The sequence below is a fragment of the Clostridium sp. MCC344 genome, from assembly GCF_018785365.1.
Classification (GTDB): Bacteria; Bacillota; Clostridia; order Lachnospirales; family Lachnospiraceae; genus Pilosibacter.
In genome coordinates, this window is the sequence record NZ_WQPQ01000023.1 from 87,992 (window position 1) to 104,289 (window position 16,298).

A 16,298-nucleotide genomic window follows, 5' to 3' on the forward strand; every position below is an offset into this window, starting at 1 on the left:
GACACTACAGTTATTATATCATACCTGTGTGAAAATGGGAATAAAACGTAGAGAGAAACTGAGAATGGCATGTGATGGGAATGGGAGCAGGGAAACGTCATATCGTCGGGGACGGAGCTTTGAGATGAACATGATCGGGAAAATTCATGGGATCGTCTGGGGACCGTGGACGCCGGTCCTGTTTTTGATGGTGGGCTTTGTATACAGTGTGCGGATCCGGTTCTTTCAGATTAGGAAGATCCCGGACTGGTGGAATGCGACGATCGGGAATCTTTTGCATGACAGGAGTGAGCACAGGGGATCATTCCGGTCGGCGTGTACGGCGCTGGCGGCCACGATCGGGACCGGGAATATCACAGGAGTCGCGGCGGCTGTGATCGCGGGCGGGCCTGGCGCTGTGTTCTGGATGTGGGTCTCCGCGTTCCTTGGAATGGCGACAGCCTACGGGGAGACAGTCCTGGGGATCCGGTACCGGGAAAAAGGTCGGGACGGCGGCTGGATCGCGGGGCCGATGATGTATCTGGAAAAACGGCTGGGATGTTTATGGGCGGCAGTTCTGTACGGATCGTTCTGCATTCCGGCGGCATTCGGGATGGGCAGCATGGTGCAGGCCAACGCGATCGCGGAGACCGTATCCTATGTGTACGGGATCCCGGAGGCGGCGGTGGGCGTGATCGTTGTGACTCTCGCCGGGAGTGTGCTGGCGGGCGGCGGAAAGCGGATCTTTCTCGCGGCGGAGCGGCTTGTCCCATTGTCCGCCGGGATCTACACGGCGGCAGCGCTGGCGGTGATCGTTTTGTATGCAGGACGTATTCCGGGAGTCTTTTTGGCGATCATGGCGGATGCTTTTTCGTTCCGCAGTGCAGTGGGCGGGATCGCGGGGTACGGGATCTCGCAATGTGTCAGCTACGGGATCGCGCGGGGCGTGTTCTCAAATGAAGCCGGACTCGGAAGTCTTGCGGTCTTAAACGGAAGTGCGGAGACGGCGGCGGAGGAGATCCAGGGGCAGTGGGCGATCTTTGAGGTGTTTTTTGATACGATCGTGAGCTGCACACTGACGGCGCTCGTGATCCTCTGTGTGGCGGGCAGAGGGGCGGCTTCGGAGTCTGGCGCGGAAAACGGGGCGTCGCTCACGAGTCTCTGCTTCTTTACGGCGCTTGGAAGTCCGGGCGGGTATCTGGTGGCAGTCTGTGTGGTCCTGTTTGCATTTTCCACGATCATCGCCTGGTATTATATGGGGCGGCAGGCGGCGGAGTATCTTGGAGGGAAGATATCGGGCAGGATTCCGGCAATTTATACGGCGGGATATCTTCTGGCGGCGTTTCTGGGGTGCCTTGGGGCGATGGAGACGGTGTGGCAGGTGACAGATATCTTTAACGGGCTCATGGCGGTGCCAAATCTGGCGGCGCTGGTTTTGCTTGTTGGGGAGATTGATGCGCCGGGAGAGAAGGAGCGGGATACGGGAAAGCGTGAGACGGCGGAATAAATACCGTGGTCGGCCGTGGGGCACAGCGGGAAGAGATGCTTTGGGTGAAAATAAGGGATTTCAGGTGTTCATATCTTGTTCAAAAAGTTTTCAAATTTCTTTTACACAATTCACACGATTTCTTCATGTTTTATGGATATCATATAACCATAAACAGAAAGACATCTGATACAGATGCTGCTTATAAGATTTTTTTCATAATACTCGAGCTGATAAGTGATTATCAGCTCTCCTCCCTTTTTCAAATAATCATTTTGTAGAAGAAAAGCACTCGGCGGGGTGCTTTTTTTCGTGTGTCGGCAAATCTTGAAAAATCCCGGAAAGTTTTAGTATAATGAAAGCATATTTCGTAAGAAAAACAAGACATCATATGTTCATATAAAGGAGAACGGACCGAATGGAAGAAAAGGTTTATGAATATTTAAAGGCGCTTGTGGCAGTTCCAGGAATTTCTGATACGGATGATGAGAAGATGGCGGCGGAAAGGATCGGGGAGATCTTAAAAGCGCAGTCGTATTTTCAGGTTTATCCGGAGAATTTTGGAGAGATCATGATCCTGGGGGATGCGAAAAAGCGTCCGCTGGTGTATGGACTGGTGCGGGGGAATAAGAGTTCCGGGCGGACGGTCATTTTTACCGGTCATTATGATGTGGTCGGTGTGGAGGACTATGGTCCGTTGAAACCGCTGGCGTTTTCGATGGAGGAGCTGAAGGCGGCGTTTGAAAGGGAGTACAGTGAGCGGATGAGCCGCAGGATGGCTGAGGTCCGGAGTTGTGAAGATGCGGGCGAAATGCACGGGAGAGAGGGCAGCAGTGCTGCAACGCTGCGTGCGGGTTCAGCGCATGATCCGGAGGAGGATTTCTGGAAGGATGTTGTGTCAGGGGAGTGGATCTTCGGGCGCGGTGCGGCGGATATGAAGGGCGGACTGGCGGCAGGTCTTGCAGTTCTTGACGAGATCGGAGAGCAGGTTCTTGACGGGACGGACAGATTGAATGGAAATATCCTGTTTCTGGCTGTGCCGGATGAGGAATCTTATTCGGCCGGTATGAGAGGTGCGGCAGGATTTCTCATGGATCTCAGGGAGCGGGAAGGACTTTCCTATGATCTTCTGATCGATCTTGAGCCGATGAGCCGGGATGAGGAAGGTCAGGAGGTATTTCTCGGATCGGTCGGGAAATGTATGCCGGTGGTCCTTGTACAGGGCAGGACGGCCCATGTGAGCAGATGTTTTGATGGGATCAATGCGGTCGGCGTTCTGGGGCGGATGTTTGAGAAGACGGAGCTCTCAGCGGAGTTTGCCGAGACGTTCGACGGGGAGGTCTGCATGCCGCCCACATGGCTGAATTTCCGTGACAGGAAGCGGGAGTATGATGTGTCAGTCCCGGCCAGGGCCGCCGGATATCTGAACGTTCTGAGCTTTAGGTCGGGGCCGGAGGAGATCATCGAAAAGCTTCGGGAGTGCGGGTATGAAGCATTTTCCGGGTATATCGATAAGATGGAAGAAGAGCGGAAAAAACTGGAAGAGAAGCTGTGCGGAAGGCGAATCCTTAGAACAGAAAATGTTCCAGAAGATATTGAAAGGACAGCAGGCGGACAGGAAAAAAAGCAGGATTTTGAAGTGCTCTCTTTTGCGGAACTTGCGGAACGCTGCCGGGAAAAGGATTCCGATGGATTTGAAAGATTTTTCCGGGAACAGAAAACCCAGATGGAGCAGAAGATCCAAAACGGAGAAACAAATTATCCGCAGGCGACGATCGAGCTGATGACCGAAGTTCTGGACTGGTCGGGGATCACGACACCTTTGATGGTACTTGGGTTTGCGCCGCCACTTTATCCTGCCTACCACAGCGACCAGATGGCGGGAAAAGAGGGCGTCGGGAGTTTTCTGTTCCGGAAGATCAAAAAGGTATCGGAAAATGCCGGCTGCCCGGTGAAGAAAGTCCACTATTTTACGGGAATTTCCGATCTGAGCTATTGTGGTGTCTGCGGGGAAATGGATTTTTCCGGTTATGCGTCGGAGACTCCACTGTGGGGAGACGGTTACCGGGTCGATTTCAAGGAGATCGGGAAGTTGAATATCCCGGCGGTCCTCCTTGGCCCATGGGGAAAGGACATCCACAGACGGACAGAGCGCGTGAACCGAAAGAGTCTTCTTGTGGAGCTGCCGGAGATTTTGCTGGAGCTTACTGAGACAGCAGTGTGAACGGATCTGCAGATCAGAAACCTCCTGACTGCAGACTCGTGACAGAAGACCGGTGGAGAAAGACCAGGAAAAATAAAGGATTTGTCTAAAAACTGTAAGAGAAAAGATAAGATACTTCCATAGTTTTCTGCTATACTCCTTCATATAAGATGATACAGGGCAGGGAAGGTGAAATGGAGAGCTCCGGACCCCTGAGTAAGGACCATGTACATAAAAAGCCGGGAATTTATTCGTCAGGCGGACGTTTGGAGAAGAGGAGGAATCAGTATGAAAAAAAGAATGTTGACAGCGATCGGATTATCAGCCATGATGGCAGTTTCTCTTGCGGGATGCAGCACGAGTGTATCGGTGCCGGATACGGTGAGAGTTGAGAACGTGGGAGACAGCTCGGACGGAAAGATCACGATGGACAGCAGCGAGACCGTGAAGATCGTCCCGGACATGGCAAAGATCGTGTTCGCGGTGACGAGTGAGGCACAGAAGGCGGATGAGTGCCAGCAGAAGAATACGGAAGCTCTGAACTCTCTGACTGAATATCTGAAAGGACAGGGGATCGACGAAAAATCGATCACGACATCCGGGTACAGCCTGAATCCGCGGTATGACTGGAGTTCCGATACAAGAAAACTCATCGGATATGAGATGCAGACGGAAGTGACTGTCTCCGACGTGACGGTGGAGCAGGTTGGGACGCTGCTTTCTGGCGGAGTCAACGCCGGTGCAAATGAGATCTATTCCGTATCCTACTATTCCAGCGGATATGATGATGCGTATGCGGAAGCGTTAAAGAAAGCGGTCGAGCTGGCGAGAACAAAAGCACAGGCGCTCGCAGAGGCCAGCGGACGGACACTCGGAGATGTGGTCAGCATCGAGGAATATTCGGACAACCAGTACGGCAGATACATAGACGGCGGCGTGAACCTGCAGAAAGAAAGTGTGTCGATGGCAGCAGGAGCAGAGAATGCGGTTGAGGACATGAACGTGATGCCGGGAGAGATGGAAGTTGATGCGAATATCAAGATCGTGTTCTCCATGGTTGATTAAGAAGTAGTGTATTGGTGAGGGTACGCGGTGAGCATCCGATCAGGAGCACTCGGTAATTCAGGAAAGCTTCCGCTAAGCCTTCGTGTGACTGCTAAAGGCCGCGGGCTAAGAGGAACCAGATCCCTGAATTAAGGCGCTCCTGATCGGAGTCTCACCGCTGCTGTATGGCATAGAGATAAAATGTTGCCATGAAAAATTGTGGACATCCGGGGCCATGCCCTGTATAATATAGGGTAATCGGCAGCCGGAAGATTCCTGGACGGCTGCAGCAAAAAAAGAATGAAGACGCAGCCAGCGGAAGAAGAAAATCTGTTTTCTGAGCCAGCGGTCGTGTCTGAGGAAAAAGGAGAAAGACAATGGCAGAAAAGAAAAATCCGGTCATTACCATCGAAATGACAAACGGCGATATCATCAAAGCTGAGCTTTACCCGGACGTTGCTCCGAATACGGTAAATAACTTTTTAAGTCTTGTAAATAAGGGATTCTATAACGGACTGATCTTCCACCGCGTGATCAAAGGCTTCATGATCCAGGGCGGATGCCCGGACGGCAACGGAATGGGCGGCCCGGGATACTGCATCAAGGGAGAGTTCTCCCACAACGGTTTCCAGAATGATCTGGCACATACCGAGGGCGTTCTCTCTATGGCCCGCGCGATGAACCCGAACTCCGCAGGTTCCCAGTTCTTCATCATGCACAAGGATGCTCCGTACTTAAACGGTGAGTATGCGGCATTCGGTCAGGTTATCGACGGTATGGACATCGTCAACAAGATCGCTGAGGTCCGCACCGATTACAGCGACCGCCCGATGAAGGAACAGAAAATCAAATCCATCACAGCAGAGACCTTCGGCGTAGAGTATCCGGAACCGGAGAAGTGCTGATAAAAAAGGAGTGAGGCCATGCAGGAGATCCGTTACGCAATGGTAGACGGTGAAAAAGTTCCTGTTCTGATCTCAGATGAAAACGAGGCTCTCCAGGCGGCGAAAGCTGCAAGGAGAGCCATTGTTGGATTATGGAGAGAAGACGGGAAGGAAAATGAATGGTGTGCGGACACATTGATCACAGATGTCGAGGATGCAGATGAAGAGTTTCTGGAGCGGATCGCAAGGCGCCATCTGGGACTGCCCTGGACGATCTGTGAGACGGAGCGGCTCATTCTCCGTGAGATCGCGGAGCGCGACTATGAGGAGATCGTGAAAAATCATGTCGATGACGGTCTGGATACGGCGGAGAAGATCGCTGGATACACGAAGCGCCACTACGAAGTGTTTGAGTTTGGATTCTGGGCGGTCGAGGAAAAAAAGAGCGGAAACCTCGCCGGTGTTGTGGGATTCCGGATCCCGCAGGATGATGCGGCCGGGGATGTGGAAGACTGGCTTTTGTCTTTTGACGATGAAAATATCCTGGATGACACGCTGGAACTCGGATACCATATCTTTCCGGAATATCGGAGACAGGGGTATGCGAAAGAGGCATGTCTGGCGGCTGTTGAATATGCGAAAGAGGAATTCGGAACAGTTCAGTTTCTCGCACGGATCGAAAAGGATAATATCGTGTCGAAGAAGGTGGCGGAGAGACTTGGATTCGTGAGGGCGGCGTGAGGAACCACGCCTGCGATCGAGGCATGCTGCGGATGAGCCGGGGCAGAAAATAGGAAAAAAAGTCATTTATTTCTCTCAGATTTCTCTTGTCAAATGGTGTCATCATCGTGTATATTAAACATTGTATACAAACAACATAAATACAATGTGTAAGCCTGTTTCGGCAGAAATTTGATCCGGATGGCGCCTTTTTTGCGATGAATGGAGCGTAAGCGAAGATCTGCGAGCGTGAGAGGCGGCATGATCCGGATCACACACATGGAAAATAGAAGGTGACAAGATGAAAGACCATTTAGAGCTGAAAGCCTACGCAAAGATCAACCTTGGGCTGGATGTGGTCCGGAAGAGAGAGGACGGTTATCACGAAGTCCGCATGATCATGCAGACCGTGAATCTGTATGACCGGATCGACATGGACCGGACGGAGGACGGCGTGATCAAGACGGAGACGAACCTTCCGTTCGTGCCGGACGGGGAAGGAAACCTTGCGTGGCGCGCGGCAAAGCTTCTTTTAGATGAGGCAGGGATCAAAGACGGCGTGACCATCAGGATCCGCAAATATATCCCGGTGGCGGCGGGCATGGCCGGCGGAAGTACCGATGCGGCAGCTGTTTTAGTCGGCGTGAACCGGATGTTTGATCTCGGATTTACGAAGAAGGAACTCATGGAGCGGGGCGTAAAGCTCGGTGCGGATGTCCCGTACTGCATCATGCGCGGAACGGCGCTTTCCGAGGGGATCGGCGAGATCTTAACGGAGCTCCCGCCATCCCCGAAGTGCCATCTCGTGATCGCAAAGCCGCAGATCTCCGTCTCGACGAAAGCTGTGTACGGAAAACTGCGGGTAAATGAGCTTGCACCGGAGGAACATCCGGATATCGACGGAATGACTGAGGCGATCAGAAACGGCGACCTTGACGGCGTGATCAGCCGTCTTGGAAATGTCCTCGAGACTGTGACGATCCCGGATCACCCGGAGATCGCAAGGATCAAGAGTATGATGATGGAGAACGGCGCCTGCGGTTCCCTGATGAGCGGCAGCGGTCCTACCGTGTTCGGTATCTATAAGGACAGGGAACTCGCGGAAAAGACCTTCCAGGCGCTTAAAGAGGCGGATGACGGGCGTCTGACCCGCCAGGTGTACCTGACTGAATTCTACAACCGGAAGAAAGCCAGATAGAGGAGTAAAGACACGATGACAAATCATTTTGAAGTAAATATGGATGAATATCTGCCGCTCAGGGATGTCGTATTCAAGACCCTGCGTCAGGCAATCTTAAAAGGAGAACTGGAACCGGGCGAGCGCCTGATGGAGATCCAGCTTGCGGAGCGGCTTGGCGTGAGCCGTACCCCGATCCGTGAGGCGATCCGGAAACTGGAGCTGGAAGGTCTGGTCCTCATGATCCCGAGAAAGGGAGCGGAGGTTGCAAAGATCTCCGAGAGCAATCTTCGGGATGTCCTGGAGGTGCGCCGTTCTTTAGAGGAGCTTGCGATCGATCTCGCATGCCAGAGGATCACCGAGGAAGAGCTTGATGAGTTAAACAAAGCGGAAGTTGACTTCAAGGCTGCGATCGAGAATGGAGATGCGATGCAGATCGCCCAGACAGATGAGAGCTTCCATGAGATCATCTACAACAGCACGAAGAATCAGAAGCTGGTGCAGATCTTAAATAACCTGAGAGAGCAGATGTACCGCTACCGCCTGGAGTATATCAAGGATGCGGACAAGCGCCAGATCCTCATGGTGGAGCATGAACACATTTTAAAGGCACTGACACTGCGCCATATCCAGGAGGCGAAGATGGCTGTGCGGGAACACATCGATAATCAGGAGATCACGATTCTCAAGAATCTGAAGGAGCAGGAAAATGACATTCAAAGAAAAGTACCAGGCAGGAGAAATTGAATTTGAAGCGATCGACGACTATGTCGATGAGTGGAACAACAGTGACGATGAGCGGACTCTGGCGAAATTCCTCGGTCTCAACGCGGACGAAGAGGACGCGTGGATCGATGATGGGGATGAGGCTCTGAAGGAGATGCTGGACGCAGGAAAGCAGTAGGCAGCTGCGTGAAGCATGAAATAATGTTTTTTGACGGTATTTTGCCTGCTGTGAGGCGGAAAGTATTATAATCTGGAATATCATTTGCCCGCAGTTCAGAAATGGTTATTTTTCACGGGTAGGAATTTTCTGAACTGAAAATTCCGTATGATACCGTTATGGCCGCGGATTTTGCCGATTTGGAATGCGAAGCATCGGCAAAATCCTGTTACAGTGCGCGGGCATGGAGTGACCGTGTACTGTAACCAGAAATGTCAGCTGTCTGCGGGCAATTCATAAAGAAGACAGCATGTTCAGCTGTGAAAAAACATGATCAGGCCGCAGGGCCGTACAATATCGGGAAAGGGGATATCTTCATGACGACAGTTACACTTGGAAAGACCGGGATCACGGTCAACAAGAACGGATTCGGTGCGCTTCCGATCCAGAGGATCACGAAGGAAGAGGCGGCAAAGCTTTTAAGAAAGGCGTACGACGGCGGAATTACATATTTCGATACGGCGAGAGCTTACTCCGACAGTGAGGAGAAGATCGGTTATGCGCTCAGTGATGTCAGAAACCATATCTATCTCGCAACAAAGACCGCGGCAAAAACAGCGGATGAATTCTGGAAAGATCTTGAGACCAGCCTGCGTCTGTTAAAGACGGACTGCATCGATGTATATCAGTTCCACAACCCGGCAGTCTGTCCGAAGCCGGGCGATGAATCCGGCCTTTACGATGCGGCATTAAAAGCGAGAGAACAGGGAAAGATCCGTTTCATCAGTATCACGAACCATCGTCTCGCGGTCGCAAACGAGGCGGTCGATTCCGGCCTTTACGCGACCTTACAGTTCCCGTTCTGCTATCTCTGCAGCGACGCGGATCTGGCGCTCATGGAGAAATGTAAGAAGGCGGACATGGGCTTTATCGCGATGAAAGCGCTGTCTGGCGGTCTGATCAACAACTCGAAAGCGGCTTATGCATTCCAGGCACAGTACGACAGTGTGCTCCCGATCTGGGGTGTCCAGAAGGAGAGCGAACTCGATGAATTCTTAAGCTACATCGACAATCCGCCGGTGATGGATGACGAGATCCGCGCCCTGATCGAGAATGACAGAAAGCAGCTGTTCGGCAGCTTCTGCCGTGCCTGCGGCTACTGCATGCCATGCCCGGCCGGCATCGAGATCAACACCTGTGCGAGAATGTCTCTTCTTCTCAGAAGATCCCCGTCCCACCTCCAGCTCACACCGGAAGTCCAGGCGAAGATGATGAAGATCAAAGACTGTCTCCACTGCGGCCACTGCATGAGCAAATGCCCGTATGGACTGAATACACCGGAGTTGCTGCAGAGAAACCTGAAGGATTATGAGGAGATCCTTGCGGGAAAGGAGATTTTGCCGGGAAATTTCTAGGACAAATAAGAAATGATCTGCATATTCGGAACTTACATATGCAAATTTTGCACATTCGAAAAGTGAAATGTGCAAAAAAGAAAAAGGCTTTTTGGAGAACAATCTCTGAAAAGCCTTTTTTTGCAAAAAAATTGGAAATAATGACAATAAATGACATCGATGACAATTTTTGTCCATATAAGATGCTATAATAACAGTATCATGATTCCTCGAATACAAGAAACTTCTGAGCCTCGACATGCAGGGCATCGGCGATATCGAAGAGGGTATCTAAAGACAGTGCCTTGGAAATATTCGGCGCTTCGAGGTGCCCGATGTAAGCGGGAGTCAGTCCGACCTGTTCAGCAAGCTCTTCCTGGGTGAGACCACGGAGCTTGCGGTAATAGGCGATCTTCAGGCCAATTTGGCGATATTTTTCAGTGTGAATCGATTTCATGAATTTTCCTCCGAATATATTTATGATAGCGAATCACGACAAAAATTGACATGAGCTGAAAAATATAATATTATAACTAACAGATAGTATTATATGCTTATAAAGCCATAGAATGCATGGGAGGGAGTATGAACAGTACAACAGGTAAGTCAGACCGTCTGCTTCAGATCTATTCCAGACTTGTGAACGGAGAAGTCCTGTCAAAAAAGGAAATGGCGGACAAGTTTCATATCACTGAGCGCAGCGTTCAGCGAGACGTGGAAGCTCTGAGGTGCTTTTTTCAGGAACAGGGCCTAAACCAGAATGTCATCCACGACCGGAAAGCCGGCGGATACCGTCTGCAGCGGGAGGAAAAACCTCTGTTAAATAACGGGGAGATCCTGGCTGTGTGCAAGATCCTTCTGGAAAGCCGCTCCATGAGGAGAGAGGAAATGTTTCCGATCCTCGAAAAACTGACAGCAAGCTGTGTCCCGCAAAAGAGCAGGGCAGCAGTTGACTCACTCATATCTAACGAAAAATTTCACTACATCGAACCACATCACGGAAAATTCATCATCCCCGGCCTCTGGGACATCGCGCAGGCCGTACAGAATCACTATGTCATGGAGATCAAGTACGAGCGAATGAAAGAGCCCAGATTTGTCAAGAGGACCATCGAGCCGGTTGGGATCCTGTTCTCGGAGTACTATTTTTATCTGGCGGCATTCCTGCGGAATATCGACCGGGAAAAGGAATTCACTAATAAAGATGATATCTACCCAACCATCTACCGGATCGACCGCATCAAGTCCTTTAAAATCACCGACGAACATTTTAATGTGCCGTATAAAGACCGCTTCGAGGAAGGAGAATTCCGGAAACGGGTGCAGTTTATGTATGGCGGGAAGTTGAAGAAAATCCGGTTTAAGTATACGGGGATGTCGGTGGAGGCGATACTGGACCGGCTGCCGACGGCGAAGGTGATTAGAGATGGCGAGGGTGGCAAGGTGATTGAGGCGGAGGTGTTTGGTGGTGATGGGGTGGATATGTGGTTGAAGGGGCAGGGGAGTGCAGTGGAAATGATCAGCGAATAAAATGGCTGCGAGCAGAAAACGGGAGGAGAATTATAATGTTCTTTTCGGATGCAAAGAATCAGATGGAAGAGAAATTGGAGCAGGAGAGAAAAGAGTATCAGAAGGTCTTTCAGGAGACGTTGAGCCACTGTGAAGTGTTGTGCGAAGTCAGAAAAGGGGCGGTAGCAACGCTCCATAGTTGTGAAGAGTACATACAGGCTATATCGAATCGTCCATATGAGTACGATTTAAAAAGCAAAAAAATAAATCAGGATTATCAGAAATTTGAAAAACAGCTCAAAAAATATAAATACAAATCACCTCGGAATAAATCTGGAATGATGTTAGGAAGGAGTACTGCCGCAGGAGCAGGAGTTGCGCTGCTTGGACCTAATGTAGCATTGGCAGCAGCAACTACATTTGGTACAGCATCAACCGGAGCCGCAATCAGCTCTCTTAGTGGGGCTGCTGCTGCAAATGCTGCGCTTGCATGGCTGGGAGGTGGGGCATTGACAGTTGGTGGGGCTGGTGTCGTAGGTGGACAAGCACTTCTTGCGCTGGCAGGTCCAGTTGGTATTGCGATAGGAATCAGCGGTGCTGTAGCGGCGGGAGTTAAGATGGTTTCAGATAATAAAAAGAAAGCACAGAATGCAGAAGTGGAGATTACGAAGATGAGAATAGATATGACGCGGCTGCAGGGCATTCAGAAGAGAGTGGATGTGCTCAAAATTGAAACTGAAAAACTCGATCAGACGGTAAAAAGAGAATTAACTGAACTGCAAAAAATGAAAGCCCAGGATTATAGCAGATTTTCTAATCGGGAAGTTCTCAAATTGCAAACGATGATAAATAATTCACAGTCACTTGCAGTGAGAATAAATGAGTTAATTCCAATAAGCAGATAGGCAGAGTATATGGTGTAGAAGAGGTGATATGATGCAGAAACAGATTTCAGATTCACGTTATTGTACGAGTGTAGCGGAATTAAATGTACAGATGGACTGGTGTGATAAATATGAATTTGGTTTAGCAGCATTTTGCGGTGCGATGGCTGGATTCATTGATGTTTTCTTTGTGCAGATGCCGGGCAGAAAATCAGCGCTTAACCAGTTAACAGATCACCAGGTGGATACCTTGGTAAAGAAATTTGCGAAGTTCTCTGGGTGGAACCCCAAAGATGGGAATGAGAACAGTATAGCTTCCGCTATTGGTTTTCTGGAGAGGACATATAAAGTCAATTATGATCAGAAAAATATGGAAGAAGTGGGAAGAAAATTCCCGATTTCCCCTCAAAATCATCATCTCAAATCGTTGGCACATTCACCGGATATTGTGGGATTATTTTTCTCGATTTTAGATCAGTTTCAGAATAAAGCAAGTTATGTTTCAAATGGACGTCTGATTCGCATTGATACTCAGGACGGGAATTTTGAGTTACGAGGTGGAAATTTTGCCGCAAAGCTCTTTGCCGGTTTTACGAACTGGCTGGGACATATTATGTCAGATGCAGCAGGAAGTACAGGAAGCCGAGGCAGCGGAGGACGCGGAAGCGGCGTACCTATGCCGTTTATGGAACTGACTCAGTTTTGTAAATTTGGAAGATTTCAGGTAGGAAAGGATCGGCAGACATTCGCAGAAGTTATGGCTAGAACATTCCAGCAGGGATATGATGCAAGGTTTGGCGCTGCAACTGCGATTCCGGTAGTGTTCCAGCAATTAGCGACCAGTGCATGTTGGGCTATCAAACGCCATTTAGTGGATAAAAAACGATGGGAAGACTGCATACCATCTAATACATACGGCAGCTTCCGAATGATGCAGTTGGTTTCTAATGGAACACTTTGTCTGATTGACGTTGGGGATGCAGCGCTTAGAAGCGGTGGAAATGCATTGACATTCTGTCTGCATTTTAACTTTGCGGCGTCATTACGACTGTCTTATCTTGTACTGAGAGAAATTAATGTCCGTGTTGGAGCTGTGCTGGATCAGAAGATTGCTAAATTCTATAAGGACATTATGGCAGCTTCAAAAGGTGAAGAAAAAGAATATCTGCGCCAGATGGAGATACGCCTGCAGCAGAATCAGATCAGACTTAATGAAATATATGTGGCCTACTGTGAAAGTGTGGAGGCAGAGTATCGCTATTTTTTGGTACAGATGAGGACGATTGACAGTAGGATGGCGAGCCAGAAGAGAAAGGCAGATGCATCTACTAAACTGGTGGAGACAGATGGAGTGGAACATGATAAGATTATGCATTCACCTGAAGAGATGGATGAAACATTTGGAGAACGAGAAGGAAAAAATGGTTTGAAAAATTTTTTCAAAGGGAGAAATTAACATGGTGGATGATAAATTAGCACAACTGAATGTTTTAATTATTGGTAAGACTGGGGTTGGAAAAAGTACCTTAGTTAATAGCATATTCGGAGAAAGTATAACAGAAGAAGGGCTTGGAAAACCAGTCACACAAAAGATTCATAAGATTGAAAAAATGGGAATGCCAATTTCGATTTATGATACACCAGGTCTGGAATTAGGCGGAAATAATTCTGCAGATAATCTTCTTAAAGAAATGGTTAAATTGGTTAGGACATGTAACACTAGCGGTGATCAGAGTCAAATGATTCATTGTGTTTGCTATTGTATAAATACCCTTTTGAGTAAGATAGAACCGGCAGAACTTGAATTCTTGAAAAATTTTATAGAAAAAACTAAAAAATATAATATCCCGATAATTGTGGTTCTTACACAGGCACTTCAAAAAAATTGTGTAACAGAACTAAAGCGAGAAATTGAACAGGAAAAGCTTTCAATCGTACAGGTTATACCGGTTTTGGCGAAAGATTATCATGTTGATGGGCAAGGGATAATTAAAGCTTTTGGAGTAGATAAACTAATAGATATAATGTTTAGTGTTTTGCCAGATGATCAAAAGGATACGTTTGCAGCGATTCAGATGTCCAATCTAGATTTAAAACAAAAGGCGGCATATAAAGCAGTTAAAATCGCAGCTGCAGCAGCTGCTACGACAGGTGCGGTCCCAATTCCATTTTCAGACGCTGCACTTTTAATACCTACACAGGTAACAATGTTGATGCATATCACTACAATTTTTCATATTCCGATTCAAAAAGCAGCATTAACAACTATTGCAACAATGGCAATAGGTACAATGGGGACAACATTTATTGGAAAAACAGTGGTGTCTAATATTTTTAAAATGATTCCAGGAATAGGAACAGTGACTGGTGGTGCAATTTCTGCAACGACAGCAGCATTTTTAACTACAGCATTAGGAAATGCATATATTAAAATTTTGATAAAAATTAGTAAAGGTGAAATGCGGGTAAGTGATTTAACAACCAAAGAAGGACAGAAAATTTTGAAACAAGAACTAAATACACAATTAAGGGAAAAAAGAGATAGATAATATTGAAAAAGGAGAAAGAGACTTTGTTTAGAAAAAAGTTATTACTGGAGGAATTAGTATGGAAGACAAGGAGAAAGAATTTTTTGAAAATCTTATAAAAGCAGAGGTGGAAAACACTGTGAAGATATCTATGAATACACAGCTTATGCCCAAAATAGAAGAACTAAAAAATTTAATTCAAACGCAAAAAAGAAAGAGATTAGCAGAGAGAATAACCAACAGAGTGATATGTACCATAGGAATAATATTTGCAATACCTAGATTAATTTCAGTGTTATCTGAAAAGCTATATACAACATCTCTAAAAAAACCTATTTTTGATGAGGATTGGACATCTGAATATGTAAAAGTTAAAAGAACTAAAGGGAAGGAGCACAATGACAATGGCTGATTCATATGAGAATCTAGAGATACTGCAGGATATAGGAAATAAAATAAAGGATGAATATAGTAACTTTACGACTTTAAATATTGTGATAATTGGTAAAACAGGCGTTGGAAAGAGTACACTTATTAATACTATTTTTGGTCAGAAATTAGCAGAGACGGGCATAGGAAAACCTGTTACACAAGCTATTAGAAAAATTGAAAAGAAAGATATTCCATTAGTTCTTTACGATACACCAGGGATGGAATTAAAGGGAGATAATACGGCCCAAAATCTATTGGATGATGTTGTTGATTTGATTAATAATGGAACTGAGACAGGAGATGTAAATCAGGCAATCCATTGTGTATGGTATTGTATTAACGCATCATCCGGGCGTATTGAACCAACGGAAATTCAATTTTTGAGAGACCTTGCAATAAAAACAAAATACTGTAATGTTCCTCTTGTTGTTATTTTGACAAAATCCATTTTAAAGGAAAATGTGAAACAAATAAAAGAAGAAATTGAAAAGGAAAATTTACCAATTAAAAAAATCATCCCGGTACTATCGGAAAATTTTCCAACTGATGGTGGAATGGAAATAAAAGCACATGGCATAGAGCAACTCGCATGGGAAATGAATGATATTCTTCCTGACTATGTGAAAGCAACTTTTATATCCATTCAGGATGCTAGCATAGCGCTTAAACAAGAAAAAGCAAGGATAGTTATCAAAAGTACAGTCATAACGGTAATGGCGATAGGAGGTTTGCCTATACCTACTTCTGATGCTCCGCTTATTATGACCGCACAGATGGATATGATAGCAAAAATCACAGCAGCATTTGGCTTAAGAATTGAGAAAGAAAAGTATATGACTATTATCTATGCAATTCTTGGAACAACTGGAGCAACGAGTGCAGGAAAAAAAATAGTGAGTAATATTTTTAAAATGATTCCGGGAGTTGGAACGATTGCAGGTGGTGCAATTTCAGCAGCAACAGCAGCAACGTTAACAACTGCTCTTGGTGAAACATATATTGTTATCTTAGGCCAAATCGCAAAGGGAAAAATTAGTCTTGCGGATTTATCTACTAAAAAAGTTCAGAGAGAAATGCAGCATGAATTTAAAGCTCAAATGAAAAAAGCATCAAAATTAGCTATATAAATAGCGATGGATAAAAACAAGAGAGCAATGATTATTTGATAGAGTTTG

At 47.3% G+C, this 16,298-nt stretch carries 16 protein-coding genes; 15 read left to right on the forward strand and 1 reads right to left on the reverse strand.

What is annotated here, in order from left to right; genetic code table 11:
• The first annotated feature begins 64 nt into the window (after positions 1–64).
• The 9 genes from GPK90_RS07445 (at position 65) to GPK90_RS07485 (ending at position 9,791) form a co-directional block, all read left to right on the forward strand.
• Positions 65–1,486: an amino acid carrier protein gene (locus GPK90_RS07445; RefSeq protein WP_346011222.1), complete on the forward strand. Its 1,422-nt coding sequence runs from the start codon at positions 65–67 to the stop codon at positions 1,484–1,486.
• Between the two features lie 397 nt (positions 1,487–1,883).
• A complete protein-coding gene (locus GPK90_RS07450) occupies positions 1,884–3,689 on the forward strand; it encodes a M20/M25/M40 family metallo-hydrolase (protein WP_215702631.1) in 1,806 nt (601 codons plus the stop codon).
• A 267-nt stretch (positions 3,690–3,956) separates the two neighbouring features.
• The gene (locus tag GPK90_RS07455; RefSeq protein ID WP_215702632.1) at positions 3,957–4,733 is read left to right on the forward strand and encodes an SIMPL domain-containing protein; all 777 of its coding nucleotides are present in this window, start codon (positions 3,957–3,959) and stop codon (positions 4,731–4,733) included.
• Positions 4,734–5,089: 356 nt separating this feature from the next.
• Complete coding sequence (locus GPK90_RS07460; RefSeq protein ID WP_118297210.1) at positions 5,090–5,617, forward strand: peptidylprolyl isomerase; 528 nt, start codon at positions 5,090–5,092, stop codon at positions 5,615–5,617.
• An 18-nt stretch (positions 5,618–5,635) separates the two neighbouring features.
• Positions 5,636–6,337, forward strand: coding sequence for a GNAT family N-acetyltransferase (locus GPK90_RS07465; RefSeq protein WP_118531013.1), 702 nt, complete (start codon positions 5,636–5,638; stop codon positions 6,335–6,337).
• 280 nt (positions 6,338–6,617) lie between these two features.
• On the forward strand, positions 6,618–7,514 hold the full coding sequence (ispE, locus tag GPK90_RS07470; RefSeq protein ID WP_215702633.1) for a 4-(cytidine 5'-diphospho)-2-C-methyl-D-erythritol kinase: 897 nt from the start codon (positions 6,618–6,620) through the stop codon (positions 7,512–7,514).
• 15 nt (positions 7,515–7,529) lie between these two features.
• Positions 7,530–8,240: a GntR family transcriptional regulator gene (locus GPK90_RS07475; protein ID WP_118297207.1), complete on the forward strand. Its 711-nt coding sequence runs from the start codon at positions 7,530–7,532 to the stop codon at positions 8,238–8,240.
• On the forward strand, positions 8,203–8,397 hold the full coding sequence (locus tag GPK90_RS07480) for a hypothetical protein (protein WP_015553121.1): 195 nt from the start codon (positions 8,203–8,205) through the stop codon (positions 8,395–8,397). The genes GPK90_RS07475 and GPK90_RS07480 overlap by 38 nt, the downstream gene beginning before the upstream one ends.
• A 356-nt stretch (positions 8,398–8,753) precedes the next feature.
• Positions 8,754–9,791: an aldo/keto reductase gene (locus GPK90_RS07485; RefSeq protein WP_118297377.1), complete on the forward strand. Its 1,038-nt coding sequence runs from the start codon at positions 8,754–8,756 to the stop codon at positions 9,789–9,791.
• A 199-nt stretch (positions 9,792–9,990) separates the two neighbouring features.
• Here the strand turns inward: GPK90_RS07485 and GPK90_RS07490 are convergent, their stop codons facing one another.
• A complete protein-coding gene (locus GPK90_RS07490; protein ID WP_118297206.1) occupies positions 9,991–10,227 on the reverse strand; it encodes a helix-turn-helix domain-containing protein in 237 nt (78 codons plus the stop codon).
• Positions 10,228–10,355: 128 nt separating this feature from the next.
• On the opposite strand from GPK90_RS07490, the gene GPK90_RS07495 reads away from it, so the two are divergent.
• The 6 genes from GPK90_RS07495 to GPK90_RS07520 are packed head-to-tail and all read left to right on the forward strand — an operon-like array spanning position 10,356 to position 16,250.
• Entirely contained in the window at positions 10,356–11,300 is a 945-nt protein-coding gene (locus GPK90_RS07495; RefSeq protein WP_118531011.1) for a helix-turn-helix transcriptional regulator, read from the forward strand.
• A gap of 35 nt (positions 11,301–11,335) precedes the next feature.
• Positions 11,336–12,184 (forward strand): hypothetical protein, encoded by an 849-nt coding sequence (locus GPK90_RS07500; RefSeq protein ID WP_118531009.1) that lies wholly within the window; start codon positions 11,336–11,338, stop codon positions 12,182–12,184.
• A 28-nt stretch (positions 12,185–12,212) separates the two neighbouring features.
• Complete coding sequence (locus tag GPK90_RS07505) at positions 12,213–13,619, forward strand: hypothetical protein (protein WP_118531007.1); 1,407 nt, start codon at positions 12,213–12,215, stop codon at positions 13,617–13,619.
• A 1-nt stretch (position 13,620) separates the two neighbouring features.
• Entirely contained in the window at positions 13,621–14,712 is a 1,092-nt protein-coding gene (locus GPK90_RS07510; RefSeq protein ID WP_118531005.1) for a GTPase, read from the forward strand.
• A gap of 58 nt (positions 14,713–14,770) precedes the next feature.
• A complete protein-coding gene (locus tag GPK90_RS07515; protein WP_118531003.1) occupies positions 14,771–15,103 on the forward strand; it encodes a hypothetical protein in 333 nt (110 codons plus the stop codon).
• Positions 15,096–16,250 carry a GTPase family protein gene (locus GPK90_RS07520; RefSeq protein ID WP_215702634.1) on the forward strand — a complete coding sequence of 385 codons (1,155 nt, stop codon included), beginning with the start codon at positions 15,096–15,098 and terminating at the stop codon, positions 16,248–16,250. The genes GPK90_RS07515 and GPK90_RS07520 overlap by 8 nt, the downstream gene beginning before the upstream one ends.
• The last annotated feature ends 48 nt before the right edge of the window (positions 16,251–16,298 follow it).